The 25788-nt window shown below is 65.6% G+C and carries 27 protein-coding genes; 19 read left to right on the top strand and 8 right to left on the bottom strand.

The features are described from left to right. Nucleotides 1-4: 4 nt before the first annotated feature. Genes Q0693_RS08725 through Q0693_RS08715 form a run of 3 tightly spaced genes read left to right on the top strand, consistent with a single transcriptional unit; the run spans nucleotide 5 to nucleotide 4363 of the window. On the top strand, nucleotides 5-1717 hold the full coding sequence (locus Q0693_RS08725) for a glycoside hydrolase family 13 protein (protein ID WP_298630827.1): 1713 nt from the start codon (nucleotides 5-7) through the stop codon (nucleotides 1715-1717). A gap of 9 nt (nucleotides 1718-1726) precedes the next feature. Beyond that, nucleotides 1727-2095: a hypothetical protein gene (locus Q0693_RS08720; RefSeq protein WP_298630824.1), complete on the top strand. Its 369-nt coding sequence runs from the start codon at nucleotides 1727-1729 to the stop codon at nucleotides 2093-2095. Nucleotides 2096-2113: 18 nt separating this feature from the next. Then, nucleotides 2114-4363 carry an endonuclease MutS2 gene (locus Q0693_RS08715; protein ID WP_298630821.1) on the top strand — a complete coding sequence of 750 codons (2250 nt, stop codon included), beginning with the start codon at nucleotides 2114-2116 and terminating at the stop codon, nucleotides 4361-4363. Here Q0693_RS08715 and Q0693_RS08710 read toward each other — a convergent pair. Continuing rightward, nucleotides 4343-4744 carry a thioesterase family protein gene (locus Q0693_RS08710; protein ID WP_243030584.1) on the bottom strand — a complete coding sequence of 134 codons (402 nt, stop codon included), beginning with the start codon at nucleotides 4742-4744 and terminating at the stop codon, nucleotides 4343-4345. The genes Q0693_RS08715 and Q0693_RS08710 overlap by 21 nt on opposite strands. Before the next feature lie 49 nt (nucleotides 4745-4793). Here Q0693_RS08710 and Q0693_RS08705 point away from each other — a divergent pair, with 49 nt between their 5' ends. Together Q0693_RS08705 and Q0693_RS08700 are read left to right on the top strand one after the other, a co-directional pair. Further along, on the top strand, nucleotides 4794-6479 hold the full coding sequence (locus Q0693_RS08705; protein WP_298630817.1) for a M3 family oligoendopeptidase: 1686 nt from the start codon (nucleotides 4794-4796) through the stop codon (nucleotides 6477-6479). A gap of 122 nt (nucleotides 6480-6601) precedes the next feature. Next, nucleotides 6602-7051, top strand: coding sequence for an arsenate reductase ArsC (locus Q0693_RS08700; RefSeq protein WP_298630815.1), 450 nt, complete (start codon nucleotides 6602-6604; stop codon nucleotides 7049-7051). A gap of 14 nt (nucleotides 7052-7065) precedes the next feature. On the opposite strand, the gene ubiE is transcribed toward Q0693_RS08700, so the two are convergent. After that, nucleotides 7066-7773 (bottom strand): bifunctional demethylmenaquinone methyltransferase/2-methoxy-6-polyprenyl-1,4-benzoquinol methylase UbiE, encoded by a 708-nt coding sequence (ubiE, locus tag Q0693_RS08695; RefSeq protein ID WP_298630812.1) that lies wholly within the window; start codon nucleotides 7771-7773, stop codon nucleotides 7066-7068. A 60-nt stretch (nucleotides 7774-7833) separates the two neighbouring features. On the opposite strand from ubiE, the gene Q0693_RS08690 reads away from it, so the two are divergent. Together Q0693_RS08690 and Q0693_RS08685 are read left to right on the top strand one after the other, a co-directional pair. Next, nucleotides 7834-9666: an ABC transporter permease gene (locus Q0693_RS08690; RefSeq protein ID WP_298630809.1), complete on the top strand. Its 1833-nt coding sequence runs from the start codon at nucleotides 7834-7836 to the stop codon at nucleotides 9664-9666. Next, nucleotides 9663-10586, top strand: coding sequence for an ABC transporter permease (locus tag Q0693_RS08685; protein ID WP_298630805.1), 924 nt, complete (start codon nucleotides 9663-9665; stop codon nucleotides 10584-10586). The genes Q0693_RS08690 and Q0693_RS08685 overlap by 4 nt, the downstream gene beginning before the upstream one ends. Nucleotides 10587-10588: 2 nt before the next feature. Here Q0693_RS08685 and Q0693_RS08680 read toward each other — a convergent pair whose 3' ends face one another. From Q0693_RS08680 to Q0693_RS08665, 4 genes are read right to left on the bottom strand one after another with little or no spacing between them, the layout of a single operon-like run. Next, nucleotides 10589-10861, bottom strand: coding sequence for a hypothetical protein (locus tag Q0693_RS08680; protein WP_298630802.1), 273 nt, complete (start codon nucleotides 10859-10861; stop codon nucleotides 10589-10591). Nucleotides 10862-10866: 5 nt separating this feature from the next. Continuing rightward, a complete protein-coding gene (gene ricT, locus Q0693_RS08675) occupies nucleotides 10867-11655 on the bottom strand; it encodes a regulatory iron-sulfur-containing complex subunit RicT (protein WP_243030574.1) in 789 nt (262 codons plus the stop codon). Next, entirely contained in the window at nucleotides 11652-12461 is an 810-nt protein-coding gene (locus tag Q0693_RS08670; protein WP_243030572.1) for a DNA polymerase III subunit delta', read from the bottom strand. The genes ricT and Q0693_RS08670 overlap by 4 nt, the downstream gene beginning before the upstream one ends. Next, nucleotides 12428-13150, bottom strand: a complete 723-nt coding sequence (locus tag Q0693_RS08665; RefSeq protein ID WP_243030571.1) for a metallophosphoesterase family protein — start codon at nucleotides 13148-13150, stop codon at nucleotides 12428-12430. Before Q0693_RS08665 ends, Q0693_RS08670 begins: the two co-directional genes overlap by 34 nt. A gap of 24 nt (nucleotides 13151-13174) precedes the next feature. Between Q0693_RS08665 and Q0693_RS08660 the strand changes: the two genes are divergently transcribed. Both Q0693_RS08660 and Q0693_RS08655 read left to right on the top strand, forming a co-directional pair. Continuing rightward, on the top strand, nucleotides 13175-13798 hold the full coding sequence (locus Q0693_RS08660) for a hypothetical protein (RefSeq protein ID WP_298630795.1): 624 nt from the start codon (nucleotides 13175-13177) through the stop codon (nucleotides 13796-13798). A 13-nt stretch (nucleotides 13799-13811) separates the two neighbouring features. Then, entirely contained in the window at nucleotides 13812-14012 is a 201-nt protein-coding gene (locus Q0693_RS08655; RefSeq protein ID WP_298630792.1) for a hypothetical protein, read from the top strand. Nucleotides 14013-14148: 136 nt separating this feature from the next. On the opposite strand, the gene Q0693_RS08650 is transcribed toward Q0693_RS08655, so the two are convergent. Together Q0693_RS08650 and Q0693_RS08645 are read right to left on the bottom strand one after the other, a co-directional pair. Beyond that, nucleotides 14149-14565, bottom strand: a complete 417-nt coding sequence (locus tag Q0693_RS08650) for a hypothetical protein (protein ID WP_298630789.1) — start codon at nucleotides 14563-14565, stop codon at nucleotides 14149-14151. A gap of 121 nt (nucleotides 14566-14686) precedes the next feature. Beyond that, the gene (locus Q0693_RS08645) at nucleotides 14687-15658 is read right to left on the bottom strand and encodes a hypothetical protein (RefSeq protein WP_298630786.1); all 972 of its coding nucleotides are present in this window, start codon (nucleotides 15656-15658) and stop codon (nucleotides 14687-14689) included. Here Q0693_RS08645 and Q0693_RS08640 point away from each other — a divergent pair. From Q0693_RS08640 to Q0693_RS08595, 10 genes are all read left to right on the top strand, one after another. Then, on the top strand, nucleotides 15615-16838 hold the full coding sequence (locus tag Q0693_RS08640; protein WP_243030565.1) for an MFS transporter: 1224 nt from the start codon (nucleotides 15615-15617) through the stop codon (nucleotides 16836-16838). The genes Q0693_RS08645 and Q0693_RS08640 overlap by 44 nt on opposite strands. Nucleotides 16839-17004: 166 nt before the next feature. After that, entirely contained in the window at nucleotides 17005-18984 is a 1980-nt protein-coding gene (gene thrS, locus Q0693_RS08635) for a threonine--tRNA ligase (RefSeq protein WP_298630782.1), read from the top strand. Beyond that, nucleotides 18984-19760, top strand: a complete 777-nt coding sequence (locus tag Q0693_RS08630; RefSeq protein WP_243030561.1) for a PaaX family transcriptional regulator C-terminal domain-containing protein — start codon at nucleotides 18984-18986, stop codon at nucleotides 19758-19760. The genes thrS and Q0693_RS08630 overlap by 1 nt, the downstream gene beginning before the upstream one ends. Nucleotides 19761-19770: 10 nt before the next feature. Then, on the top strand, nucleotides 19771-20961 hold the full coding sequence (locus tag Q0693_RS08625) for an ABC transporter substrate-binding protein (RefSeq protein ID WP_298630779.1): 1191 nt from the start codon (nucleotides 19771-19773) through the stop codon (nucleotides 20959-20961). Nucleotides 20962-21035: 74 nt separating this feature from the next. Further along, nucleotides 21036-22232 (top strand): ABC transporter substrate-binding protein, encoded by a 1197-nt coding sequence (locus Q0693_RS08620; protein WP_298630777.1) that lies wholly within the window; start codon nucleotides 21036-21038, stop codon nucleotides 22230-22232. 31 nt (nucleotides 22233-22263) lie between these two features. Further along, nucleotides 22264-23031 carry a sugar phosphate isomerase/epimerase family protein gene (locus tag Q0693_RS08615; RefSeq protein ID WP_298630774.1) on the top strand — a complete coding sequence of 256 codons (768 nt, stop codon included), beginning with the start codon at nucleotides 22264-22266 and terminating at the stop codon, nucleotides 23029-23031. A 96-nt stretch (nucleotides 23032-23127) separates the two neighbouring features. Then, on the top strand, nucleotides 23128-23853 hold the full coding sequence (locus tag Q0693_RS08610; protein WP_298630769.1) for a c-type cytochrome: 726 nt from the start codon (nucleotides 23128-23130) through the stop codon (nucleotides 23851-23853). A 9-nt stretch (nucleotides 23854-23862) separates the two neighbouring features. Continuing rightward, the gene (locus Q0693_RS08605) at nucleotides 23863-24345 is read left to right on the top strand and encodes a cytochrome C (protein ID WP_243030556.1); all 483 of its coding nucleotides are present in this window, start codon (nucleotides 23863-23865) and stop codon (nucleotides 24343-24345) included. Nucleotides 24346-24355: 10 nt separating this feature from the next. After that, nucleotides 24356-24985: a Rieske 2Fe-2S domain-containing protein gene (locus Q0693_RS08600; protein ID WP_298630766.1), complete on the top strand. Its 630-nt coding sequence runs from the start codon at nucleotides 24356-24358 to the stop codon at nucleotides 24983-24985. 9 nt (nucleotides 24986-24994) lie between these two features. Then, a partial coding sequence (locus tag Q0693_RS08595; RefSeq protein WP_298630763.1) for a cytochrome b N-terminal domain-containing protein occupies nucleotides 24995-25788 on the top strand: 794 nt, incomplete at its 3' end.

Below are 25788 nucleotides of genomic sequence, written 5' to 3'. Positions count from 1 at the left end.
CGCCATGGCCCACCACCATGACCTGGAGCACCTCCATCCCCCCTTGCCGGAGCTGGGGGAGGAGGTGAGCTTTTTCCTGGAAACCGAGGCCAAAGAGGGGCTCTTCCTTTACGAGAAGGATGGGGAGATCCACAAAAAACCCATGCAACGGGCCAAAGGAGGCCTAAGGGCACGGGTTCCCGTGCACAAAAGCCCTTTTCGCTACTGCTTCCTCCTGCCCCAGGGCTTCTGGGGAAGCCATGGGCTGGAAAAGAGCCTTCCCCGCTACGACCGCTTCTTCCACCTCCTGGCGGGGCCCCTTCCCCCCAGGTGGGCCCTGGGCACGGTCTACTACCAGATCTTCCCCGACCGCTTCCGCCAGGGGCGCCCAGAGCTTGCCCCCCAGGATGGGGAATGGCTCCTCATGGGCAAACCCATCCGCAAAAAGGCCTGGAACGAGCCCCCGGGTCCGGAAGGGGCCTGGGAGTTCTACGGGGGGGACCTTTGGGGTGTCCTCGAGGCCCTCCCCTACCTGGAGAGCTTGGGGGTGGAAGCCCTCTACCTCACGCCCATCTTCCAAAGCAGAAGCAGCCACCGCTACGACACCGAAGACTACCTGCGGGTGGACCCCCACCTGGGAGGGGAGGAGGCCTTGGAAGCCCTTTATAGGGCCTTGGAGGAAAAGGGCATGCGTCTTTTGCTGGACGGGGTCTTCAACCACGTGGGGGCCACCCACCCCTGGTTCCAAAGGGCTTTGGAGGACCCCCAAAGCCCGGAACGGGGCATGTTCACCTTCTACCCCGATGGCTCCTACGCCGCCTTCTGGGGGTTAAAATCCATGCCCAAGCTGGACTACGCCTCCCCCCTCACCCAGGAGCGCTTGATCTATGGCCGACGGGCCCCCATCCGCCACTGGATGCGTCTGGCCCACGGTTTCCGGCTGGACGTGGCCCACTCCCTGGGGGAAGGGGGGACCAACCGCAAAAACACCCACTGGCTTCGCGCCCTGGCCCGGGCGGCCAAGGAGGAAAGGCCCGAGGCCCTAGTGATCGGCGAGCTTTCCTACGACGCCACCCCCACCCTGAGGGCCCATACCCTGGACGGGGCCATGCACTACGCGGGCTTCGCCCATCCGGTGATGGCGTGGCTTTCCGGTCGGGACGTGTACGGGCGGGAAGTAACCCTGAGCGCCCAGGAGGCCTGGGCGGTCCTCTGGGACCACTACCAGGCCCTGCCCCTCCAGGTTAGGCACGCCATGTACACCCTCCTCTCCTCCCACGACATCCCCCGGGCCCTTTGGCGGCTTAAAGGGGATGTGGAACGCTTTAAGCTGGCCTATGCCCTTCTCTTCGCCTTCCCGGGAAGCCCCGCCATCTACTACGGGGACGAGGTGGGCCTTTCCCAGCCCAACCCCTACAGGAGGTGGCAGGGGGACCCCTACTGCCGGGCCCCCTTCCCCTGGGAGGAGGAAAAGTGGAACCGGGAGCTCTTGGCCTTCATGCGCAGGCTGGTCCAGCTTAAGCGCACCCACCCGGTCCTGCGTTTGGGGGGGCTTTTGCCCTTGGGGGCGGGGCAAGGGGTCCTGGCCTTCAAAAGGCGCTACCAGGGCCAGGAGGTCTGGGCCTTCTTCGCCCCCGAAGGGGCCAGGCTCACCCTCCCCCGGGGGCTGGACCTGTTGACGGAAAGGGAGGTGGAAGGGGAAGTGGAGGCCTCTTACCTCCTCTTCCAACCCTTATAATGGGAAGCCATGCGGCTTAAGCGGCTTAAAAGGTTCGGCCCAAAGGCGCGGCGGATGGGCAAGCCCCAGGTCCCACCCAAAGAGGCTTTCCCAAATGGGAAAGACCTCCTGGTGCGGATGGAAACCCTAAAGGAGGAAGACCCCATCGCTCCAGGCTTCCGTAGGCGGCTTGCCGCCTGGCTCCAGGAGGCCATAGCCCGCTGGGAGAGCCTCACCCCAGAGGAGCGCAAGCGGCTCCTCTCCCTCCTCGCTGGGCTTCTTTCCCTCCTGCCCCTTGGGCGGCTGGGCCGGGCAGGCTTCCTCCTGGAAAGGGCCCTGGGCCCGGGTAGCCAGGCGACCCTCTCCCTCCTCCTGCGCCTCCTAAGGCGCCAGGTCTAACCGGTATACTGGGCTTTTGTGCGGGATGTCCTCGAGGTCCTGGAGTTCCCCAAAGTCCGCGCCCTCCTAGCGGAAAGGGCCAAGACCCCCTTGGGGGAGGAGCTGGCCTTAGCCCTGGCCCCCCTGCCCAAGGAGGAGGCGGAAAGGAGGCTTGCCCTCACCCAGGAGGCCTTGGCCTACCCCTACACCCTCCCCGAGGCCGGGGCCCTGAGGGAGGCTTACCGCAAGGCTCAAGGAGGGGCCAGGCTCTCCGGCCTCGAGCTTCTCCAGGCCGCCCAGGCCCTCCAGGAAGCCCTGGCCCTCAAGGGGGAACTCCTCGCCTTGCAAAACCACCTGGGCCAGGTGGCGGCGGGCATTGGGGAGCACGGGGCCTTTCTCCTTCGGGTGAAAAAGACCCTGGACGAGGAAGGGGCGGTGCGGGACGAGGCCAGCCCCAAACTCCTCGCCATCCGCCGGGAGCTTAAGCCCTTGCGCCAGCAAATCCTAGACAGGCTTTATGCCCTCTTAGACCGCCATCCCGAGGCCGTCCAGGACCGGTTCGTCACCGTGCGCCGCGAGCGCTACTGCATCCCCGTGCGGGCAGGGATGGCCCAGAAAATACCCGGTATCCTCCTGGACGAATCCGAGTCCGGGGCCACCCTCTTCATAGAACCCCTCCCGGTGGTGAAGCTGAATAACCGCCTCCAATCCCTCCGCTTCCAGGAGGAGGAGGAGGTCAACCGCATCCTAAGGGAGCTTTCGGAAGCCCTGGCCCAGGATGAAGCCCTTCCCGGCACCCTAAGGGCCCTGGCCCTGTTGGACCTCATCCAGGCCCAGGCGGCCCTGGCCCGGGACCTGGGGCTTAAAAAGCCCCAGTTTGGCGAAGGGTATGAGCTTGGGGAAGCCTTCCACCCCCTGATCCCGAACCCCGTCCCCAACTCCTTTAGCCTGGACGAGGAGAAACGCCTCATCCTCATCTCCGGCCCCAACATGGGGGGGAAGACCGCCCTCCTAAAAACCCTCGGCCTGGCGGTGCTCATGGCCCAGTCGGGGCTTTTCGTGGCCGCCAAGAGGGCCATCTTGGCCTGGCCCGATAGGGTCTTCGCCGACATCGGCGATGAGCAATCCCTTCAGGAAAACCTCTCCACCTTCGCCGGGCACCTGCAAAGGCTTAAGGAAATGCTGGAAGGGGCCACGGCCCGGAGCCTGGTCCTCATAGACGAGCTGGGAAGCGGCACCGACCCCGAGGAGGGGGCGGCCCTCTCCCAGGCCATCCTCGAGGCCCTCCTGGAGAAAGGGGTTAAGGGCCTGGTCACCACCCACCTCTCCCCCCTGAAGGCCTTCGCCCAGGGGCGAAGGGGCATCCAAAACGCCTCCATGCGCTTTGACCTGGAGGGTTTACGCCCCACCTACGAGCTGGTCCTGGGGGTGCCGGGGCGCAGCTACGCCCTGGCCATCGCCAGGAGGCTTGCCCTGCCTGAGGCGGTGCTGAAGCGGGCGGAAAGCCTCCTGCCCCAAGGAGGCAGGCTGGAGGCCCTCCTGGAGGAGCTGGAGGCGGAAAGGTTGCGCCTGGAGGAGGAGCGAAGCCGGCTCCTTTCCCATTTGGCCCAGGTGGAGGCCCTAAGGCAACGGCTGGAGGAGCGGGAAGCCCGTTTTGAGGAGGAGCGGGCGCAAAGGCTCAAGGCCCTAGAGGAGGAGGTCCGTCAGAAACTCCTCAAGGTGGAGGGGGAACTCAAGGCCCTCAAGGAAAAGGCCAGAACCCAGGGGAAAAAGGATGCCCTGCGGGAACTTCTGGCCCTGAGGGAACGGTACGCCAGGAGCACCCCCATGGGTGCCTTGGAGGTGCCTAGGGGCCTCGAGGCGGGGCAGATGGTGGAGATCCCCTCCCTGAAGCGCCAGGGAAGGCTTCTGGAGCTGAGGGGAGAGGAGGCGTTGGTCCAGGTGGGCCCGGTGAAGATGACGCTGAAGGCCAAGGAGCTCACCCCCTTAAAGGCCCAGGAAACCCCCAAGGCCATCGGCCTAAAGCCGCGAAGGGAGGTAAAGGAAGTGGACCTCCGGGGGCTTACCGTGGAGGAAGCCCTCCTGGAGGTGGACCAGGCCCTGGAGGAGGCCCGCTCCTTAGGCCTTCCCACCTTGCGCCTCCTCCACGGCAAGGGCACCGGGGCCCTTAGGCAGGCCATCCGCGAGGCCCTAAGGCGGGACAAGCGGGTGGAGACCTTCGCCGACGCCCCTCCCCACGAGGGCGGGCACGGGGTCACGGTGGTGGTGCTAAAAGGAGCGGCCCTCTAAGGCCTCTATGCGCTGGCGGATGGCCGAGGGCAAGGGAGCCGGCCTTCCCCCTTCCAGCCACACCTGGACGGTTTTGCCCCGGGCGGCTTCCTCCCCCTTGGCCAAGAGGAGGTACTCCATGTCAAAGCTGCTCCGCCCCAGGCGCACCACCCGCACCCCCACCTCCACCGGATCCTCCAGGAGGATGGGCCGCAGGAAATCCACCTCCGCCCGGGCCAGGATGAAGTGCCCCTTTTCCACCCAGTCCCTTTCCAGTCTCCCAAAATAGGCGGCGCGGGCCACCTCAAAGTAGGTGAGGAAGACGGCGTTGTTCACGTGGCCTAAGGCGTCCAGGTCGCGGAAGCGCACCTGTATGGGCACGGATACGGGAAACCCCTCCATAGACCAAGAGCCTAACACAACTGACCCACGGGTCAGGTATAGTGGGGCCATGGAAACCACCTGGGACCTAACCCCCCTTTTCCCCGGTCTGGAAAGCCCCGAGTTCCAGGCGGCCTGGGATGGGGTGGGGAAGCGGATCCATCAGCTTAAGGAGCTGGTGGAAGGGGAAGCCTCCCTAGGGGAGGTCCTCGCCACCCTGGATGCCCTAACGGAGGAAGCCACCCCCCTTTGGGCCTACCTCTACGCCCGCTTCAGCGCCGACACGGGCGACGAGGCCGCCTTGGCCAAGCTTTCGGAGCTGGAGGTGCTCTTCCTGGATTTTGCCCGTATAAGGCCCCGCCTCACCCGCTACCTGGCCCTACAGGACCCGGAGGAGGCCGGCCCTTACCGCATCCTGGTGGAGGAGGCCAAGGAGGAGGCCCTGCACATGATGCCCGAGGGGGAGGAGGTCCTGGCCGCGGAGCTTTCCCTTTCCGGGCGCCAGGCCTGGGCCAAACTCCACGAGAACCTCACCAGCCAGATCACCGCGGTGGTGGACGGGGAGGAGTTGCCCCTCACCAAGGTGCGCAACCTCTACTTCCGCCCCGAGGAGGAGGTGCGAAGGAAGGCCTACCAGGCGGAGCTTAAGGCCTGGGAAGCCCACCAGGTGCCCCTGGCCTACGCCCTAAACGGGGTCAAGGGGGAGGCCTCGGTGCTGAACCGCAGGCGGGGGTACCGGGAGGACCTCGAGCCCAGCCTGCACAAAAACCGCATCACCAAGAAGGCCCTTTCGGCCCTCCTCGAGGCGGTCAGGGAAAGCCTCCCCCTATTCCGCCGCTACTACCTCCTAAAGGCCAAGGCCCTGGGCAAGGAGAGGCTGGACTGGTGGGACCTCTTTGCCCCCATCGGCAAGGGCCGGCGCTGGACCCTGGAGGAGGCCCGGGACTTCATCCGGGAAAAGCTCGCTACCCTGGTCCCCCAGGCCGCCGAAGTGGCGGAGGCCGCCTTTAGGGAGCGCTGGATGGACCTCCTGCCCCGGAAGGGCAAGGTGGGCGGGGCCTACTGCATGCCAAGGGGTGGGGGAAAAAGCCTCATCCTGGCCAACTACGAGGAGAGCTTTGAATCCGTCTCCACCCTGGCCCACGAGCTGGGCCACGCCTACCACAACTTCGCCCTGGCCCAGGTGCCCGCCTCCTTAAGGGAGGTGCCCATGACCCTGGCGGAAACCGCCAGCATCATGAACGAGACCCTGGTGGTGGAGGCGGCCCTCAAGGAGGCCTCTCCCGAGGAGGGGCTTTTGATCCTGGACGCCTACCTGCAAGGGGCGGCCCAGGTGGTGGTGGACATCTATAGCCGCTTCCTCTTTGAGTCCTGGGTGTTTACCCGGCGAAAGGCCCGGGAGCTTTCCCCCAGGGAGTTCAAGGAGCTCATGCTGAAGGCCCAGCAGGAGGCCTACGGGGAGGCCCTGGCCAGCCATCATCCCTACATGTGGGCGGTGAAGGGGCATTATTACGGCGCCGACTTCTACAACTACCCCTACACCTTTGGCCTTCTCTTCGGCTTGGCCGTGTACCAGGAGGCCAAGGAGGACCCGGGCTTCGCCGAGCGGTACGGGGAGCTCCTGGCCTCCTCGGGCATGTACCGGGCCAAGGAGCTGGCGGCCCGCCATGGCTTTGACCTGGAAAGCCCCGCCTTCTGGCAGAAGGGCCTAAAGGTCCTGGCGGATAGGGTGGAGGAGTACGAGAGGAGGCTTTAACCTCACCCTGTCCCGGGCCCTCGCCCAGGCGAGTCCCTTCCGGAGCCTGGGCCTTGGGCTGGCCAAGGGCAGGGCTAGGGCCACCTGACCATTTTCTGACCGGGCAAGGTAGGCTATGGGGGATGCGCCTTCTCGTCCTTTGCACCCACAACTCCGCCCGTAGCCAGATGGCGGAGGGTTGGCTCCGGCACCTGGCCCAGGAGATGGGGGTGGACCTCGAGGTCCACTCCGCCGGCACCGAGAAGACCTTCGTCAAGGAGGAGGCCAAAAGGGTGATGGCCGAGGTGGGGGTTGACCTGGGGGGGCACTTTTCCAAAACCCTCCTGGAGGTGCCCAACCCCTGGGAGTTTGACCTGGTCCTCACCGTGTGCGACGCCGCACGGGAAGCCTGCCCCGCCTACCCCGCCAAGACGGAAAAGCGCCACGTCTCCTTCCCCGACCCTTCGGGAAAACCCCTGGAGGAGTGGCGCCGGGTGCGGGACGCCCTGGGGCGCATGGCCCGGTACCTGGTGGAGAACCTAAGGGCAGGGCGCATCCCCACGGATGAGGAGCTGAGGGAGGCCGCAAGGTAGCCCCACTGGGCTCACTAGGCCTCCAAGTCCCCCACGTGGATGGCCGCCACCCCCAAGGTGAGGAGCTCGTAGCGCACCCGAAAGCCCGCCTCCTCCATCATGGCCTTTAGGGCCTCTGGGGGGGGAAAGGCCTCCACGCTTTCCGGGAGGTAGCGGTAGGCCCCAAAGCTTCCCGAAACCAGCCCCCCCAGGAAGGGCAAGACCCTTTGGAAGTAGACCCGGTAGACCAGGCCAAAGGCCCCCCTTGGGGGCGGGGGAAACTCCAGGATGACCAGCCGCCCCCCAGGGGCCAGGACCCGGCGTAGCTCGAGGAGGGCCTTGCGGTAGTCGGCAAAGTTGCGGAAACCAAAGGCGATGGTGATGGCATCAAAGCTCCCTCCAAGGAAAGGAAGGGCCAGGGCATCCGCCTCCAGGAACTCCACCCCCAGGCCCTGCGCCTGGGCTTTCCTGCGGGCAAGCTCCAGCATGGGCGGGGCGAAGTCCGCCCCCACCACCTCCGCAAGGGGGGCCCTCCTCTTGAGCATCAGGGCCAGGTCCCCGGTACCCGTGGCCAGGTCCAGGATGCGCCTGGGACCCTTCTCCAGGGCCAAGGCCACCGCCCGCCTGCGCCAGCGCAGATCGGCCCCGAAGGAAAGAAGCCGGTTCAAGAGGTCGTAGCGGGGGGCGATCTCGGAAAACATGCGCCGCACCCGCTTGGCCTTTTCCTCCGGGGAAACCGCCACGGAAGGAGTCTAACACCTTCCAGGACTTTAGACCCCCGGGGCTAGGGTACAATCTTGGGCGTGTTGACGGACGAGAGGCGCCTAGGCGTCCTGGTGGCCTTGGGAGGAGGGGCTCTTTTCCTCCTCTGGTACCTGGCCCCCTGGGCGGTACCCCATCGCCTTTTTGGCGGCGAGGGCGTGCTCCTAAGCCCCTTCGGCCACCACCTGCCCCAAGGAAGCCTGCCCCCCGGCTACCAGGATGGCTGGCTCCTTGGGGTCTTCTACCCCTCCCTGGCCTGGCTGGCCCTTACCCTGGTCCTGGCCTGGACCCCCAAGCCCGCCCGGAAGCTCTACCTCCTGGGGATCCTGGGCCTAGGCCTCTTCCTCCTCACCTACCTCCTCTTCCAAGCCAGCGTGGCCCAGGTGAACGCCGGAGCCGAAAGGCCCATCCTCAGGCGGTACAGCCTGGGGCTTGGGAGCTACGCCACCTTGGCCTTTAGCCTGTACCTCCTCCTTTTGGCCCGGCTTTTTTCCCCGGGGGGCCTGGCCTTCTTGGTGCGCCGCCGGGGGGTAGTGGTGCCCCTCTTCTCCCTCCTCCTGGCCTCCTTGCTGGGCGGGGTCATCGTGGCGGTGATGAAGAAGGCCCCAGGGGAGGCCCAAAGCCTGAGGGAAGCCCTGATGCTGAAGCTGGACCTCATCACCTACACCTACCAGCTCCTCTATAGCCCCCTGGTCAACCCCTCGGGCTTCCTGCAAAGCCTCCTTCTGGCCACCCCCTTGATCTTCACCGGGCTGGCCGTGGCCTTGGGCTTCCGCGGGGGGCTTTTCAACATCGGGGCCCCGGGGCAGCTCATCCTGGGGGCCATCGCCGCCATGCTGGTGGGGGTGTACCTGCCCGGTCCCAGGTGGCTGGTCTTGCCCCTGGCCATCCTGGCCGCCGCCCTGGCCGGGGGGCTTTGGGGCGCCCTTCCGGGATGGCTTAAGGCCCGCTTTGGGGCCCACGAGGTGATCAACACCATCATGCTGAACTACATCGCCGCAAGCCTTTTCCTCTTCCTTATCTCCGCCAACGAGTACAAGTTCTTTGGGCGCACCCTGTATTTGCCCTTCAAGTACCCGGGCTACGAGGCCCGGAGCCACGAGATCCGCCCCGAGGCCCGCATCCCCCACTGGACCGAGCTGGTGGCCCCGGGCGGGGAGCTTTCCTTCGCCCTACCCTTGGCCCTCCTCTTGGGCCTCCTGGGCTACTTCCTTACCCGGAAGAGCCTAGGCCATCGGGTGCTCCTGGGCCTCCTTGGGGGTGCGGTGGGCTATGGGATGGGGGGCCTTTTGCCTGGACCCACGGTGAGCTTTGGCCCCGACCTCACCTCGGTGCGGCTTAACGGGGCCTTCCTCCTCGCCCTTTTGGCCCTTTTCTTCTTCCACTTCTACGTCTTCCGCACCGTGGGGGGGTATGAGCTCAGGGCCATGGGCCTAGCCCCCAAGGCCGCGGAGTACGGGGGGGTGCTGGCCGGGCGGAAGGTGGTGCTCATCATGTTCCTGGCCGGGGCTTTGGCGGGCCTGGCCGCCACCCACTACGTGCTGGGGGGAGGGATTGACGAGTACCGCCTGAAGCAAGCCCTTCCCTACTCTGTGGGTTTTGACGGCATCGCCGTGGCCCTCATGGGCCAGAACACCCCCTTGGGGGTAGGCCTGGCCGCTTGGCTCTTCGGCATCCTCCTCACCGGGGGCTTGCAGGTGAACCTACAGCTGGGCATCAGCCGGGAACTGGTGGCGGTGCTTCAGGCCTTGATCGTGCTCTTCATCGCCGCCGGGGGTTTCCTGCCCCGCTACTTCACCGATCCCCTGAGGGCAGCGGAGGTGGAGGTTAGGGAAGAGGCCCGCAAACGGGAGGAAAGGGGGGAGGCCCGATGAACCTGGACACGGCCTTTTGGATCGCCCTCTTCTTCTCCACCCTGCGCCAGACCACCCCCCTTTTGCTCACCGCCTTGGGAGGGATGTTCTCCGAAAGGAGCGGGGTGGTGAACATCGCCCTCGAGGGCATCATCCTCTTCGGGGCCCTCACCGCAGCGGTGGTGGTGGAAAGGCTGGAGTACGCCCTAGGCCCCGGACCCCATCCTTGGCTTCCCTGGGTGGGGGTCTTGAGCGCCATGGCCGTGGGTGGGCTGGTGGCCTGGGTGCACGCCGTGGTTTCCCTCAAGTACCGGGCAGACCAGATCATCAGCGCCACCGCCATCAACCTCCTGGCCCTGGGAGCCCCCAGCCTGGTGCTTACCTACTTCTACGGCAACGCCACCAACTCCAAGGAGGTGGTGAACCGCCTCCCCCTCCTAGGCCCCGAAGGCTTTGCCCTTTCCCCCCTGGTCTACCTGGCCTTTCTCCTGGTGCCCCTATCCTGGTGGGTCCTCTTCAAGACCCCCTTTGGCCTTAGGCTTCGGGCCGTGGGCGAGCACCCCGAGGCCGCCGACACCTTGGGGGTGAACGTGTACCGCATGCGCTACATCGGGGTGGTTCTCTCCGGGATCCTGGCGGGCCTCGCTGGGGCCTACCTGGCCATCGGCTTCCTCAACCAGTTTGTGCGGGGCATGTCGGCGGGCATGGGCTTCATCTCCCTGGCGGCCATGATCTTCGGCAAATGGCACCCCTTGGGCATCCTCTTCTCCACCCTGCTATTCGGCTTCGCCAGCGCCTTGGCCATTCAGCTTCAGGGTACGGAGATCCTGCCCGCGGTCTTGGTGCAGGCCTTCCCCTACGTGGTCACCGTCTTGGTCTTGGCAGGCTTCATGGGCAAAAGCCGCCCTCCGGCCGCGGTGGGCAAGCCCTACGAGAAGTAGGGTCACGGGGTCCAGGTTTTGGCCAGCTGCCCAAAGCGGCGGCCTAGGGTGAGGGTACTACCGTCTTGGAAGCGAAGGATCACCTGCCCCCTGCCCAGGGTGAAGTCCACCACCTCCTCCCCGGCCAGGCCCTGGACAAAGTGGGCGAAGCCATCCGAGCGCAGGTAAAGAAAACCCTCCCCCAAAGGGGTTCGCAGAAAGACCTGGGCCTCGGTGCCCTGGCGGTTCAAGGCCATCCGGCTCACCCAAAGGGCAAAAACCTGGGCTCGGCTCATCCCCGTCACGCCAGCTCCTCTTTGGTTACCTCCAGCGTCTTCCCCTCTTCCAGCAAAACCTCCACCGTCCCCTTCAAGGGATTCACCTTCTGCACCTTCCCGCAGACCCCGGCCTTGGTGCAGACCCGGGCGTTTTTGCGGGGAAGTTCCGCCAGAAGCTCCTGGTATACCGGGTGCTCATAGGCCAGGCAGCAAAGGAGCCGGCCGCAGGGGCCGGAGATCTTCTCCGGGCTTAGGGGAAGCCCCTGGTCGCGGGCCAGCTTGATGGACACCTGGGCAAAGCCCTGGAGCCAGGTGGAGCAGCAACTCTCCATCCCACAAGCCCCCAAGGTTCCCAAATAGGCGGCCTCCTCCCGGGGGCCCTCCGCCAGGAACTCCACCCGGGCCCCAAAGCGTTCGGCAAGCTCCCGGGTAAAGCGCCGGAGGTTGACCCGCTCCTCCGCAGCGTAGTGCACGGAAAGGTGGCGGCCATCCAGGGTGAAGTCGCACCCCAGCACCTTAGCCCTCACCCCCTCTTCCTGAAGACGGGCCCGCAGGTAAAAGGCCGCCTCCTCCGCCTTGGCCCGGAGCCTTGAGGCCAGGTCCAGATCCTCCTTGGTGGCCAGGCGCACCACCTCCCCCGCCTCCTTTTCCTTGCGGGGCGGGGTGCGCACCTTTCCCACCTCCAAGCCCCGGCTGGTGCGCACCACCACATACGCCTCCAGGGGAGGGGGCTCCCCCTGGAAGCGAAAGTAGCGCAGGACAGGGGTGCGGGCTTTGCGCAGATCGGCGTGCAAGCGAACGCCCACGGTCATGTTTCCAAGTCTAAGGCCAAGCGGGCCAGGACCAGGTCCGGGCTCACATAGCGCTCCAAGGCTTCCCGAGCAGCCTCCAGGGCCAAAAGCGCCCCGGGCGAGTGGCGAAAAGCGGCGTAGAGGGCGAAGAATCCCTCCTCTTCCTCTAAGAGTTCCTTGAGAAGGGCTACCCTCGCCAATGGCGGCCTGCGCCCCACCTCCTTGGCCCTTTCCATCCGGGCCCGGAAGGCCGGGAGGTCCGCCAGAGCCCGCAAAAGCCGGCCCGGGGCCCCGGCGGCGTAGGCCAGAAGCTCGGGATCCTGGGTCAAGGGGTAAAGCTTCTCCTCGGGAACCGGAGGGAAGGCCACCTCCAGAACCCGGCTGGCCAGAGTGGGAAGGAGGGTGGCGCGGCCTGGGGCGATGAGGACAATGCGCCCGTAGGAAGGAGGTTCTTCCAGAAGCTTCAACAGGGCGTTGGCCGCAGCCTCGGTGAGGAGGTGGGCGGAGTCCAGGATGGCCACCTTGACCCGCTCCCGGGGATGGGTGGCGAACCAGGCGAAAAGGGGTTCCACCTCCTCGAGGCGGATCTCCCCCTGCCCCTTCAGGCCCCGCTCCTTGGGGCCGATCTCCAGGAGGTCGGGGTGCTCCCCCAGGGCAGGGGGGGGAAACCCCCGGTTGAGCCCCCAGGCATACCAACGGGCCACCCGCCGCCTCCCCACCCCTTCCGGACCCGAGAAGAGCAAGGTGGAGGCCCCAAGCCGGGGCAAAAGCTCCAAAACGGCCTCGTGGCCGATTATTCCCCAAGGGTCAGCCGGGTGTAGAGCCATGGGGGAAAGCCTTCCTCCGCTAGGCGGTGGGCCACCGCCTCCAGGTCGTAATCCACCCGGAAAAAGGAGATCCGGTCCCCTTCCCAAAGGGCAAAGGCCGCCCCCGGCACATGGTCGCGGGGCTGGCCCACCGAACCCGGGTTGGCCAGGGCCCGCACCGTGGGGGGCAGGAGGAGCTCGCCCCCCTCGGTAAAGCGCTGGTAGCGCACCCAGGGGCGGGGCCCGGAAAGCTCCAAGAAAGCTCCCGCCAGATGAGTGTGCCCGTGAAAGGTGAGGCGGTGCTCCGTGCAGGCGAAGGCCTGGCGGGCCAGTTCCAGCTCATCCAGGTACTCCAGGGGGTCACAGGGGCTGCCGTGCACCAAAAACGCCCCATCCACCTCCTTCTGCCAGGGCCAGGAGGCGAGGAAATCCAGGTGCCTTTGGGAAAGCCTCTTCCGTTGCCAGGCCAGGATCTCCAGGACCACCCCCTCCTTTGGCAGACGGTCCAGGGCCAAAAGCCAAGCGTCGTGGTTGCCCAGAACGCACTGGGCCTCCACCTCCATGAGCCAGTCCAACACCCGGTCCCCATCCGGGTAGTAGCCCACGGCATCCCCCAGGAAAAGCACCCGGTCAAAAGGGGGTGCGGCCTCCAGCACCGCTTCCAGGGCGGGCCAGTTGCCGTGGATGTCGGAGAGGACCAGGTAACGCACGGCCTTTAGAATACCATGAGGGTTATGGTTTCCTCACTGCTGGAACAGCTTTCCGCGGACCTCGAGGTCCTCTCGGAACACGTGAGGGCAGGACTGGACGAGTTCGGCACCCTGTACGGCTACCTGGAGGGAGGACGGGGAGGAAGGACCTACCTCCTCCACGCCCCCTACGAGGAGGCCCTGGCCGTGCTCCAGGCCCTAAACGGCCTGGCCTTCCGGGGGCGCATACTTCTGGCCCTGGATCCTTCCCCCCTTTCCCCCACCCTGGAAGGCCTTCCCCTCACCGGCCCCACCCGGGCTCCCCTGGCCCACCTTCTGGAAAGAACCCGCCCCGACCGCCTCCTCCTGGCCTTTCCCGGAGAGGGCCTAGGCCAGAGCTTCCCGGGAGCCAAGGAAACCGCCGAGGGCTGGCTACCCCTGGACGCCGAAGGGGAGCCCCTGGCCCTCCACGTGGAAGCCCCCACCGGCCTCCTCTACCGTGAGGTACGGGCCTACGGCCCCTGGGAAAGCCCTCCCCTCAGCCTGGACCTACCCATAAGCCCCGGGCCCTACTGGGGAAGCGTGGGTTTAGCCTTGGGGATTCCCACCTACGGGGTGGGTCTGGTAAACTTACGGGCAAGCCTGGAGGCGCTCTTCAGCCTCTGGTAACGGGAGGGAGAACATGGTGTACATCGTACTGTTTGCCATGGGAGCGGCCTTGGTTACCCTGCTCTTCTACCTCATCCTGAACCCCCGCATCCTCACCACCGAGGGGGAGACCTTTGACCTCCGCTTCGTCCTTTTCATGTTGATCCTCATCATCCTGGCCGCCAGCACCGTGGCGGTGATGCTGGTCCTGGGCAAGATGCACCACCTGCTCTAGCCTGGCCAGGGGCTTAGGCCCCTCCCACCCCCTGGCCCCGTCCGGGGGGAGGCTATTCCGTCGGTACAGAGGACCACTAGACCCCGGCCCATCGGGGCTCCATGCCTAGCGGGTAGAAGTCCCGAGGAGGCCAGGGCTAGGAAGCGGGCAGGGGCCCATCCGGGGACAGGCCCTTAAGGTACTGCAGGTCCTTCTCCAGGACCCTCCGGGTGGCCTCGAGGATAGGGGCAAACTCGGGGGGAAACTCCTGGGCCAGATGGCCTAGGCACAGCAAAAGCCCCTCCACCATAGCCTTCTCCTGCTCCCGCCGGCGCTTGCCCCCGCGCAGGGCACTGTAGGCCAGGTGCTCTAACCGCCGCACCACACACGCCCGCGGCTCTCCCCCAACCCCCGCGCAGGGCAGCTCCTTGGCCCCTCGGCAAGCGGCATAAGCCTGGGAGTAAAGGGGAGCCAGCTCAGGGTGCCCTAAAAGGGCCGGCCCCAAGGGACCCGCATGGGCCGCCGCCAAGCGGAGATAGGCCGCGTGGCGAGCCCGGCGAATCTCCACCTCCATGCTCGCATTTTAGGCAACGGCTCCCGGGACAAATGCCCCAACTCTTGGGAGCCTGGTGGACTGTCCCAAAGCCCCACTTTAGCCCTAGGCTGGCCAAGCCTCCTTTTCCTTCCTGGGACCCTCAGGAAGGAAGGCGAAACGGGGCTCTCAACCCCGCCAAGGCCATGGCCCTCGCCTCCTCAGGGGCCCAGGAGAGGGCCAATACCCCCCGGTAGGCCCTCAAGGCCCGTTCCCTTTCCCCCGCCAGGTCCAAGAGTTGGCCAAAACGCGCCAGCACGTAGCCCGGAAGGTACCCGGGGTACTGGAAGTCCATGCGGAAGACCTCCTCCATGAGGGCCAAGGCCTCCCGCCACTCCCCCGCTGCCAGGTAAACCTGGGCCGCCAGGTAAAGGGCCTCAGGACTTCCAATCTGGAAAAGCCCCTCCAGAAGCCCTACCCAGTCGTCCCCTTCCTTAAGCTGCCAGGCCCGATCCAAAAGCGCCCTTTGCCGCTCCGCCTCCGTGGGTTCATGGGCCTTGGGCAGGGCCTGGGGAAACTTCTGGGCCAGAAGGGAATAGTCCAGAAGCTCCGCCACCACCGCCCCTTCCCGGCCCTTAAGCCCCTCCGCCACCCTCGCCATGCGCCGGGCCCTAAAACCCGTGGCTGGCCCTTCCCCAAAAGCCTGCACGAAACCCCCATACACCTGGCGTAAGCGGGAGAGGAAGCCCTCGGAGCCTAGGTCCTCTGGGGTAAGGGGAAGCCTGAGTAGCTGCCAAAGCTCCTGGTCAAAACCCCGCATCCTCTCCAGATGGGGCTGGCCCAAGGGATGCTGGGCCAGGGCCTGGCGGAAAGCCTCGGCCTCCCCTTTGAGGTGCGCCTCCTCGTCCAGGGCCACCACCGGGATTCCCCTTTCCTCCGCCCAAGGCAGGAGATGGAAAAGAAGCGGGTCCTCCTCCCGCCAAAGGCCCCCTTCCAGTTCCACCTCTGAGTGGGAGGCCAGGTACACAACCTTGGGGCGGGCCTCCTCCAAAAGGGCCAAAACGGTGGCGGCGTTGTAGCGTGGATGCAGGATGTGGAAGGGCCCAAGGGAAGGAAGCAGCAGCATCCTCACCATCTTAGACCTTCGGGAACGCAACTACCGCCTGGCGGTGTTGAACGGCTGGCTGGTTTGGCTTGGGGATACCCTTTTAAACCCCAACATCGTGCTCACCAGCTTCGCCGCCAAGCTGGGGGCCCCGGGAGCCTTGATCGGCCTCCTGCCCGCCTTGCTCCAGGCGGGGGGCATGATCCCCCAGGCCTTTTTGGCCTCCTACGTGGCCCGGTTTCCCCGGAAAATCCTCCTGTACCGGCGGGTTGCCGCCTTAAGGCTTTCCGGAGTACTTCTCATGGCCTTGTCCGCCTTCTTCCTGGGGAGCTGGCCTGGCCTGCTCCTAACGGGCTTCCTCCTCGGGCTTCTGCTGAACGCCCTTTTCACCGGGGTTTCCAGCCTTCCCTTCTGGGAGGTGGTGGCCAAGACCACCCCCACGGAGCGGCGGGCCCACCTCTTTTCCGCCCGGAACCTGGTGGGGGGGCTCCTGGCCTTCCTGGCAGGGTTTGGGGTGCGGGAAATCCTGGCCCTCCCCCTCCCCTTTCCCCTGCCCTATGCCCTCCTCTTCGCCCTAGGAGCCCTGGCCTTCGGCCTGGGGTGGTACCTCTTTGGCCTCACGGAGGAACCCGAGGAACCCCCCAGGACCCATAGGCTTGACCTTTGGCTCCCCCTGCAAAAACCCGGCTTCCGCCGCTACCTACGGGTGCGCATTCTCCTAGGCCTAGCCGGCATGGCCGAGCCCTTCTATGCGGTGTACGCCGTGCGGGCTTTGGGCCAGGGAAAGGAGCTTGGCCTTTACCTCTCCCTTTACGCCCTCTCCTTCACCCTTTCCAACCTGCTTTGGGCCAAGCTGGGGGAGCGGAGCTCCAAAGGGGTGCTTCAGGCTGGGTCGTTCCTAGCCCTTTTCGCTCCCCTTCTGGCCCTTCTCCTGCCTCCCCCCTTTTTTGGCCTGGTCTTTCTGCTGCAAGGAGCCTACTTGGCCGCCTTGGGGCTTGCCACCACCACCTACCTTCTAAACCTGGCCCCCCCGGAGGAACGCAGCGCCCACATCGGCCTCGCCAACACCGTAGCCGGGCTCTTTGCCTTTTCTACCGTGCTGGGAGGATGGCTAGCGGACCGGTTGGGCTTTCCCAGCCTCTTCCTCCTGGCGGCCTTCTTCTACGCCTGGGCCCTTTATGCCGGCAGGAAGTTGCCGCAAGAGGGATAAGGCCTCACCCCCAGCTGGATGACCGCCTTCCAGGCCCCCTAGGGACCAGGGGCTTCCCCTGGCGCGAGGGAAAGGTTTTCGCCGGCCTACCCCAGGGCCTCAAAGGGGGTTTGGGCCTAAGCTGGGCCGGTCCCAACCGGCCACCGGGCTGTGTATAGTAGGGTCCATGGTGGTCTACCTACCGGATGGAAAGGCCCTCGAGGTGGAGGAGGGCGCCACCGCCTGGGACGTGGCCCGGGCCATAGGCCCGGGGCTGGCCAAGGCCGCCGTGGGCGCCTTGGTGAACGGGGAGCTTTACGACCTCCTCAAGCCCCTCCCCCCGGGGGCCCAGGTCAGGATCCTCACCGAGAAGGACCCCGAGTACCAGCTCCTCTTCCGCCACACCCTGGCCCACGTGCTGGCCCAGGCGGTAAAGGAGTTCTTTGCCGAAAAGGGCTACGATCCGGAAAGCGTGAAGCTTGGGGTGGGGCCGGTGATAGAAAAGGGCTTCTACTACGACATAGACGCCCCCGAGCCCATCTCCGACGAAGACCTCCCCGCCATAGAGGAAAGGATGCGGGCCATCATCGCCAAAGACCTCCCCTTGCGCCGCTACGTGTTGCCCCGGGAGGTGGCCCTTTCCCGCTACCAGGGCAAGGACCCCTACAAGACCGAGCTCATCCTGGACCTGCCCGAGGAGGAGGAGATCAGCTTCTACCAGCAGGGGGACGAGACTTACGGCTTCACCGACCTCTGCCGCGGGCCCCATGTGCCCTCCACGGGCCGCATCCCACCCCATTTCCAGCTCACCCACGTGGCCGGGGCCTACTGGCGGGGGGACGAAACCAGGCCCATGCTGCAACGGGTCTACGGGGTGGCCTTCCGCACCGCGGAGGAGCTCAAAGAGTACCTCTGGCAACTGGAGGAGGCCAAGAAGCGGGACCACCGCCGCTTGGGACGGGAACTGGAGCTATTCCTCATAGATCCCATGGTGGGGAAGGGGCTGGTGCTTTGGCTTCCCAAGGGCAACGTGATCCGCGAGGAACTGGTGGCCTTCATGCGGGAGGAGCAGATCCGGCGGGGCTACCAGCTGGTCACCACCCCCCATATCGGGAGCCTCGAGCTCTACCGGACCAGCGGCCACTACCCCTACTATGCGGAAAGCCAGTTCCCCCCCATCCGTTTCCAGGAGCGGGGCGAGGAGGAGGAGTACCTCCTGAAGCCCATGAACTGCCCCCACCATATCCGCATCTATGCCTTTAAGAAGCGCTCCTATCGGGAGCTTCCCCTAAGGCTTGCCGAGTTCGGCACCGTCTACCGCTACGAGAAGGCGGGGGAGCTTTTGGGCCTCACGCGGGTACGGGGTTTCACCCAGGACGACGCCCATCTCTTCTGTACCCCCGAGCAGGTGAAGGGGGAGTTCTTAGGGGTCTTGGATCTGGTGCTGAAGGTGCTTGCCACCCTGGGCCTAAAGGACTATAGAGCCCGGATCGGCACCCGGGACCCCAAAAGCAAAAAGTACGTGGGCGATGAGGCCAAATGGTCCTTGGCGGAAAGGCAGATTGAGGAGGCGGCCTTGGAAGCCGGCCTTCACTACACGGTGGAGGAAGGGGATGCCGCCTTCTATGGCCCCAAGCTGGACTTCGTGGTCAAAGACGCCTTGGGCAGGGAGTGGCAGCTGGGTACCATCCAGGTGGACTACAACCTGCCCGAGCGCTTCGGCCTCACCTATGTGGGGCCGGATGGGGCCGAGCACCGCCCCGTCATGATCCACCGTGCCCCCTTCGGCTCCTTGGAGCGCTTCATCGGCATCCTGATAGAGCACTTTGCCGGGAACTTCCCCCTGTGGCTTTCCCCGGTGCAAATGGTGGTGGTCCCGGTTTCGGAAAAGCAGGAGGACTACGCCAAGGAGGTGGTCTCTAAGCTCAAAGAGGCGGGCCTCAGGGCCGAAGCCGACCTGCGCCCTGAGCGCATGCAGGCCCGCATCCGCGACGCCGAGGTGGGGAAGGTGCCCTACATCCTGGTGGTGGGGGACAAGGAAAAGGCCGAGGGCACGGTGAGCGTCCGCAGGCGGCTTCGGGGGAACCTGGGGACCATGCCCTTGGCGGCTTTCCTCGAGGGCGCCCTCAAGGAGTACAGGGAACGCCTTTTGGAGCCAGCCTTCTGATGCGGGCGAGATCCACCCTTTTCACCATATTTTTGGAATATGTCTACCCGGAAAGGCGTGCCCCGGTGCGGGACCTTATCGCCATGATGGAGGTCTTGGGCTTCTCCGAAGCTGCGGTGCGGGCGGCCCTTTCCCGGAGCGCCAAAAGGGGCTGGGTGGAGCCCCGGCGGCTGGGAAGGCTGGCCTACTACGCCCTTTCCGACCGGGTCTACTGGCAGGTGCGCCAGGTGCGGAAACGCCTCTACGACCCCCCCAGCCCCTGGGACGGGCGTTTCCTCCTGGTCCTGCCGGAAGGTCCCAAGGAACGGGGGGAGAGGGAGCGCTTTCGGCGGGAGATGGCCCTTTTGGGCTACGGTAGCCTGCAAAGCGGGGTCTATCTGGGGGCAGGGGTGGACCCGGCCGCCACCCGGGAGCTTCTCGCCTTTTACGGGCTTTCCGCCACCCTTTTCCGGGCGGAGCACCTGGGGGCCAAGGAAGAGGTCTTGCGGGCCTTCCTCTTGGAGGAAGCTTCCGCCCACTACCAGGCCCTCTTTCCCCAAGGGGTGCCGGAAGACCCCCTGGGGGCCTTCCAGGCCCTCACCCGGTTGGTACACGAGATGCGCAAGCTCCTTTTCCTAGACCCCCTGCTGCCCCCAGAGCTTCTTCCCCCCAACTTCCCCGGCTTGGCGGCAAGGGAACGCTTCCTGGCCCTCCGGGAGGTCCTTTACCGTAGGGCCGAGCCCTTTCTTAAGGAGCTTTCCCTTCCCTTCTCAGCCCTCTCACCCCAGGCCCGGTAACCTTTAGGGCATGAGGCGGCTTCTCTCCCTGCCCCTGGTCCTTTTTTCCCTGGCTCAGGCCCAGGTGGTCATCCCCTTTTGGCACACGGCAGGCCCCCCGGGGGATAGCGTGGTGGAAGAGGCTATCAAGAGCTTCAACGAGTCCCAGCGCACCTACCGCCTGGAAGCCCGGTACGTGGGGGACTACCGGGAAGCGGGGGTAAAGCTCCTGGCCGCTTTGCGCTCGGGAGGAGCCCCGGTCCTTTTCCACGGGGAGCTTTCCTTCCTGCCCCGCTTGGCCCAGGAAGGGGTAGCCTTGGCCCTGAACCCCTACCTGCAAAACCTGCCCAAGGACCTCCACCCGGAGATGATGCGAACCACCCAGGTCCGGGGCCAGACGTATGGCCTTCCCCTGGGGCTTTCCGTTCCCGTCCTTTACTACAACAAGGATGCCTTCCGCGCCCGGGGCCTTAGGCCCCCCAGGACCTGGGCCGAGGTGGAGGAGGCCGCCGGTAGGCTCACCAGCCGCACCAGCAAGGGGATGGTGATCTCCACCGACATCTGGAGCTTTAACGCCATCGTCATGAGCCTGGGGGGGAGCCTGGTCAAGGATGGGCTTCCCGCCTTCACCTCCAAGGAGGTGGTGGAGGCTTTGGAGATGCTCCACCGCATGGTGCAGAAGGGGCATGCCCAGGCCAGGAACCTGGCGGAGGCCCAGTTTGCCGTGGCCGATTTCCTGCGTACCAAGGCCTTCATGGGCATCGGGCCCACCACGGCCCTGCCCGTGGTCCTCTCCCAAACCTCCTTACCCTTCGCTGTGGGCCTAGCCCCCCTGCCGAGGCGGGAAGGGGGTGCGGTGCCCCTTTCCGGGGCGGCCTTGGCGGTGCTCAAAGGGGCAAGCCCCGAACAGGCCCGAGGGGCGGTGGCCTTCTGGCTCCACTTCCTGGAACCCAAACGCCAAGCGGGGTGGGTGCGCACCACCTGGTACCTACCCCTCAGGAAGGAGGCGGAAAAAGAGCTGGCCGATTTCCTGAAAGATCCCGAAAGGCAAGCGGTCTTCGCCCAGGCGGAGGTGGGGCGTCCCTGGAGCCAGGACCCGGAGCTGGTGGTCTGGTATAGCTACCTGGAAGAGGCCTTGGAAAGGAGCCTCAAACAGGGGGTGAGGCCCTTGGCGGCCCTCGAGGAGGCCCAGAAAAAAGCCCTGGCGGTGGAAAGGCGGTAGGGCACCTGCGGCACCCGGTGGGGGGAGAAAAGGCCTGATACCCCTCTGACAAGGAGGGTGGTAAAATCCCCTCCATGAAAAAGCTGGTTGCCCTGGTCCTCTTCCTCCTTCCCGGCCTAGCCCAGGTGGAGGTTTCCTTCTGGCACTCCATGGATGGCCCCGCGGGCCGGCTTCTCTCCAGCTTCGCCCAGGAGTTCAACACCCGGCAAGGGCTTTACCGGGTCACCCCCCAGTACGCGGGGGACTACCGGGATGCGGAAACCAAACTGGTGGCGGCCCTGCGCACGGGAAGCCAACCCGTGCTTTTCCAGGCGGAGATCAGCTTCTTCCCCCGGCTCGTGGGGGAAGGCCGGGCCGTGGCCCTGGACGCCTACCTGAACCTAGACCGGGCCTTCCTGGAAGACCTCTTTGAACCCGCCTGGAACTACGGGGTCATGGACGGCAAGCGTTACGGCCTTCCCCTGAATACCTCTACCCCCGTTCTCTTCTACAACCTGGATGTCTTCCGGGCCAAAGGGCTTAAGGCCCCAAGGAACTGGAAGGAGTTTGAGGAGGTGGCCAAGGCCCTTACCTCCCGCCAGGCCAAGGGCTTCATCTTCGTCACCGACCCCCAGGCCTGGCTTTTTGAGGCCATGGTGACCAGCCGGGGCGGGAACCTGGTGCGGGAAGGTAAACCCAACTTTACCTCCAAAGAGGCCCTGGAAGCCCTGGAGATGCTATGGCGCCTGAACAAGGCGGGGGCCCTTTCCGCAAGGAACATGGCCGAGGCCACCTTCGCCCAGCTGGACTTCGTGCGCACCAAGGGCATGATGGTCATGGCCTCCATCGCCAACTGGCCCGCCGCCGAGAACTTCTCCTTCGCCTTTACCCTGGGGGTGGCCCCCGTTCCCCGGGAGCCCGGGGGAAGGGTGCCCATGGGTGGAGCCCAGCTGGTGGTCCTGCGGGGGGCCACGGAAGCCCAGGTGCGGGGAGCCCTGGAGTTTTGGAAGTACCTCATGGAACCCGGGAACGTGGCCCGCTGGGTGGAGGCCAGCTACTACGTCCCGGTGCGCAAGTCGGCCATCCCCCTCCTGGAGGGCTTCTATCGGGAAAACCCCTTCCGCAAGGTGGCCTTTGAGCAGATCGCCTATGCCCAGGAGCGCCCCCGTATCCCCCAGTTCTCCGCCTGGGCCAGCGTCCTGGCCGAGGCCCTGGAAAAGGCCCTAAAGGGCGGCGTACCTCCCCAGCGAGCCCTGGAGGAGGCCCAGAAAAAAGCGGAGGCCATCCGGTAACGCCCCCGGCAAACCCCCTAAAATGGCAGGGATGCGCCTAGGCTTTAGTCCCTTTAATGCGGAGATGGGTTACGAGGAGGCCTTCCGCCTGGCCGCGGAGCTGGGGCTGGACCTCGAGGTCCCCTACGACCTGCACGAGGTCCTGCCCCTGCCGGATGCCAGGGCCTTGCGGGCCACCGGGGAAGCCTTAGGGGTAGGGTTCACCCTGCACCTCCCCTTCGTGGAGATGAACCCGGCCAGCCTTATCCCCAGCGTCCGCGCCTTGGCGGAGGAGCGCCTCAAGCGGGCCCTGGAATTTGGCGAGGCCTCGGGGGCCAAGGTGGGCGTCCTCCACACCGGCCAGGTGCCCGTGCGCCACCCCATGGCCTTAAGCCTGGCCCGGGAGGCCTTGGAAAAGACCCTCTCCTCCCTCCTTCCCCTCCCCTTTCCCGTGGCCCTGGAGAACCTGGCCCTCTCCGAGGAGGACCTCCTCCGGGGCCCCGAGGAACTCAAGGCCCTTTTGGACCGTTTTCCCCAGTACGGGTTCTGCCTGGACGTGGGCCATGCCCTAGTAGAACTGGGCCCCCTGGGTCCCTTCCTCTACTGGGAGGCCTTGGGAGGCCGGATCCTCCACCTCCACCTCCACGACAACCACGCCCGCAGGGATGACCACCTGCCCGTGGGTTCCGGAGCCCTGCCCTGGGAAAGGCTGGCCCCCCGGCTGAGGGGATTTCCCGGCACCGCAGCCCTGGAGGTGGGTGGGGGCACCCAAGGGGTCCGGCAAAGCCTCCTTCGCCTCCAGGCCCTCCTCGCCCTCTAAGCCTCCCCTTCCATAAGTGGGGACATCTGTCCTTGTCAGGGTACGCTTATAGTAGTGGCGTGGGGGTTTGTACCCCCCTTCACAAAGGGAGGCAGAATGGTCGTAGACCGGATTGAGGTGTACCTGGATGGGGCCAGCGAACCCCTGGCGGTTCTCAAGGAACCCCCTTACCGGCTGAACCTGGACACCCGAAAGATCCCGGATGGGGAGCACGTCCTACGGGTGGTGACCCATTTCCGTGGGGGAGGCGAGGAGATAAGGGAGATCCCTTTCACCGTAAACAACTATCCCGACGTGATGGTCCTGGGCCTGGACGAGGGGAGCGAGGTGGCGGGGACCCTCGAGCTCCGCCTGGCGGTGGGGGAACCCGAGCTCCCCGTGGAGCCAGTGCGCTTCAACCCCATCTGGTACGTGGTGGCCTCGGTGATCGTGTTGGGCGGCATCTGGGCCTACTTCGCCCTAAGCCCAGCCGCGGAAACCGTGGTGGCCCAGGTAGCCCCGCCGGCCCAGGAGGCCCAGGCTCCCAAGGAAGGAGCGGTCCCGGCCGCCAACGTGGACCCGGCCCTCATGGAGAAGGGCAAGTCCCTTTACGAGGCCAGCTGCGCCGCCTGCCATGGGGCCAACGGCCAAGGAATGCCCCCGGTTATGCCCGCCCTGGCGGGGAGCCCCAACCTCAAGGACGCCCAGATGATCCTAAACATCGTGAAGAACGGGCGCGGAGCCATGCCGGCGGTGGGTGCCGCCTTCTCGGACGAGGACCTCAAGGCCGTGGCCACCTACATCCGCAACAGCTTCGGCAACAGCTTCGGCCCGGTGGAGTAAGGAGGGAGCATGTACCGCAACGACCCCATCCTTCCCACCTTCGCCCTCATCCTGGCCGCAGGCCTCTTCTATATGGCCTACCTGGATGGGCTCCACATCGCCCGCCTCCTGGGCCATACCCCAGAGGAGCTCTCCGTGGGCCAGATCGGCCTGATGGCCTTCGGCGCCGTCTTCCTCCTCTATGGCCTCATCGGCCTGGTCTCCTACTGGCTGGAGGGCATAGAACTTCGCCCTGGGCGCCATTTCCCCACCCCCTCCACCGCCCCCATGGTGGCCGGGGTGATCCTGGTCCTCCTCCTTACGGCCCTTTCCGGCTTCTTCGTGCGCCTCCTGATCTACTCCGCCCAGACCGGGCACAACCCCACCTGGCTCCAGGGCTTGGTCTTCGGGGCCATCAGCCTGGTGGTGGCGGTCCTTTTGGGCATTTACAAGAAGTTCTATGGCCGGGATGAGGTGGTCACCGAGGAGGAGAAGAGCCACTTCCCCTGGTGAGAGGTGAGGTATGGACGAACGCGAGATCCGCTTGCAACGATCCCGTAGGCGGCTTTTCCTGAAGACCGCCATTGGCACCGGAATCGGCCTCTCCCTGGTCTCCGCCTTCTACGTGGGGGCCAGCCTGCGCCCCAAGGCCGAGGTCACCCCGGAGAAGGAGCCCTTGAAGCCGGGGGACATCCTGGTCTACGCCCAAGGGGGAGGGGAGGCCAAGCCCATCCGCCTCGAGGAGCTGAAGCCTGGAGACCCCTTCCTTCTGGCCTATCCCATGGACCCCAAAACGAAGGTGGTGAAAAGCGGTGAGGCCAAGAACACCGTTTTGGTGGTGCGCTATCGCCCCGAGGAGCTCTCTCCCGAGGTGGCCCAGCACAGCGTGGAAGGCGTGGTGGCCTTTTCCGCCGTCTGCACCCACCTGGGATGCATCGTGAGCCAGTGGGTGGCGGACAAGAAGGCGGGCCTTTGCCCCTGCCACGGTGGAACGTTTGACTTCACCCATGGGGCCAGGGTCGTGGCAGGCCCCCCACCCAGGCCCGTGCCCCAGCTTCCCCTCAAGGTGGAGGGGGGCGTTTTGGTGGCCGCGGGGGAGTTTTTGGGCGAGGTAGGGGTGAAGGCGGAAGCCGGCTTCTGCCGTCACGTCTAGGAGGGAAGCATGTACAAGTGGCTAGACGAACGCCTGGACCTTACCGGCCTTTACCAAAAGGTCTTGCGCAAGGCCTTTCCCGTACACCACTCCTTCTTCCTGGGGGAGATCACCCTCTTTGCCTTCATCGTCCTGGTGCTCACCGGCATCTTCCTCACCTTGAACTTTGAGCCCTCCATCCGGGAGGTTAGGCTCCCCGATGGCCGCACCGTGCCCGCGGCCTACGCCAGCGTGCTCTACATTGATAGCCTCCCCTTCGGAGCGGTGATCCGTAGCCTCCACCACTGGTCGGCCCACGTGATGATCGCCGCCGCCTTCTTGCACATGCTCCGCATCCTGCTTTCGGGAGCCTACAAGAAGCCTAGGGAGCTTAACTATCTGGTGGGCCTCGCCCTCTTGGGCCTGGCGGTGGTCACCGCCTTCACGGGCTATGCCCTGCCTTACGACAACTACGCCGTCACCGCCACCCGCATCGGCTACGGGATCGCCGCCTCCATCCCCTGGGTGGGGTCCACCTTGGCCCAGGTGATGTTCGGGGGGGAGTTCCCCGGTTCCGAGAAGGCCATTCCCAGGCTCTATAGCCTTCATGTCCTCTGGCTTCCCCTGCTTCTCATGGCCCTCATCGGAATGCACATGGCCATCATGATGAAGCAGAAGCACACCCAGCCCCGCTATGCGGAAAGGGTGGCCCCGGGAAGAATCCTTGGCGTGCCCATGTACCCCCAGCAGCTGGTGATGATGGGCATCCTCTTCGCCCTTTACGTGGGCATCATGACCCTGATCGCCGGGGCTTTCCTTGCCCA

It is taken from the genome of uncultured Thermus sp. (genome assembly GCF_938010445.1).
Lineage (GTDB): Bacteria > Deinococcota > Deinococci > Deinococcales > Thermaceae > Thermus > Thermus altitudinis.
The sequence above is the reverse complement of the archived record's forward strand: the minus strand, read 5'-3'. Positions and strand labels throughout refer to the sequence as shown.

What these genes read in the sequence shown, in the direction of transcription:
- Q0693_RS08725 (WP_298630827.1), top strand. Translation starts at nt 5, where the DNA reads ATGGCCCACCACCATGACCTGGAGCACCTCCATCCCCCCTTGCCGGAG.
- Q0693_RS08720 (WP_298630824.1), top strand. Translation starts at nt 1,727, where the DNA reads ATGCGGCTTAAGCGGCTTAAAAGGTTCGGCCCAAAGGCGCGGCGGATG.
- Q0693_RS08710 (WP_243030584.1), bottom strand. Translation starts at nt 4,744, where the DNA reads ATGGAGGGGTTTCCCGTATCCGTGCCCATACAGGTGCGCTTCCGCGAC.
- Q0693_RS08705 (WP_298630817.1), top strand. Translation starts at nt 4,794, where the DNA reads ATGGAAACCACCTGGGACCTAACCCCCCTTTTCCCCGGTCTGGAAAGC.
- Q0693_RS08700 (WP_298630815.1), top strand. Translation starts at nt 6,602, where the DNA reads ATGCGCCTTCTCGTCCTTTGCACCCACAACTCCGCCCGTAGCCAGATG.
- Q0693_RS08685 (WP_298630805.1), top strand. Translation starts at nt 9,663, where the DNA reads ATGAACCTGGACACGGCCTTTTGGATCGCCCTCTTCTTCTCCACCCTG.
- Q0693_RS08680 (WP_298630802.1), bottom strand. Translation starts at nt 10,861, where the DNA reads ATGAGCCGAGCCCAGGTTTTTGCCCTTTGGGTGAGCCGGATGGCCTTG.
- ricT (WP_243030574.1), bottom strand. Translation starts at nt 11,655, where the DNA reads ATGACCGTGGGCGTTCGCTTGCACGCCGATCTGCGCAAAGCCCGCACC.
- Q0693_RS08670 (WP_243030572.1), bottom strand. Translation starts at nt 12,461, where the DNA reads ATGGCTCTACACCCGGCTGACCCTTGGGGAATAATCGGCCACGAGGCC.
- Q0693_RS08660 (WP_298630795.1), top strand. Translation starts at nt 13,175, where the DNA reads ATGGTTTCCTCACTGCTGGAACAGCTTTCCGCGGACCTCGAGGTCCTC.
- Q0693_RS08655 (WP_298630792.1), top strand. Translation starts at nt 13,812, where the DNA reads ATGGTGTACATCGTACTGTTTGCCATGGGAGCGGCCTTGGTTACCCTG.
- Q0693_RS08650 (WP_298630789.1), bottom strand. Translation starts at nt 14,565, where the DNA reads ATGGAGGTGGAGATTCGCCGGGCTCGCCACGCGGCCTATCTCCGCTTG.
- Q0693_RS08640 (WP_243030565.1), top strand. Translation starts at nt 15,615, where the DNA reads ATGTGGAAGGGCCCAAGGGAAGGAAGCAGCAGCATCCTCACCATCTTA.
- Q0693_RS08645 (WP_298630786.1), bottom strand. Translation starts at nt 15,658, where the DNA reads ATGGTGAGGATGCTGCTGCTTCCTTCCCTTGGGCCCTTCCACATCCTG.
- thrS (WP_298630782.1), top strand. Translation starts at nt 17,005, where the DNA reads ATGGTGGTCTACCTACCGGATGGAAAGGCCCTCGAGGTGGAGGAGGGC.
- Q0693_RS08630 (WP_243030561.1), top strand. Translation starts at nt 18,984, where the DNA reads ATGCGGGCGAGATCCACCCTTTTCACCATATTTTTGGAATATGTCTAC.
- Q0693_RS08625 (WP_298630779.1), top strand. Translation starts at nt 19,771, where the DNA reads ATGAGGCGGCTTCTCTCCCTGCCCCTGGTCCTTTTTTCCCTGGCTCAG.
- Q0693_RS08620 (WP_298630777.1), top strand. Translation starts at nt 21,036, where the DNA reads ATGAAAAAGCTGGTTGCCCTGGTCCTCTTCCTCCTTCCCGGCCTAGCC.
- Q0693_RS08615 (WP_298630774.1), top strand. Translation starts at nt 22,264, where the DNA reads ATGCGCCTAGGCTTTAGTCCCTTTAATGCGGAGATGGGTTACGAGGAG.
- Q0693_RS08610 (WP_298630769.1), top strand. Translation starts at nt 23,128, where the DNA reads ATGGTCGTAGACCGGATTGAGGTGTACCTGGATGGGGCCAGCGAACCC.
- Q0693_RS08605 (WP_243030556.1), top strand. Translation starts at nt 23,863, where the DNA reads ATGTACCGCAACGACCCCATCCTTCCCACCTTCGCCCTCATCCTGGCC.
- Q0693_RS08600 (WP_298630766.1), top strand. Translation starts at nt 24,356, where the DNA reads ATGGACGAACGCGAGATCCGCTTGCAACGATCCCGTAGGCGGCTTTTC.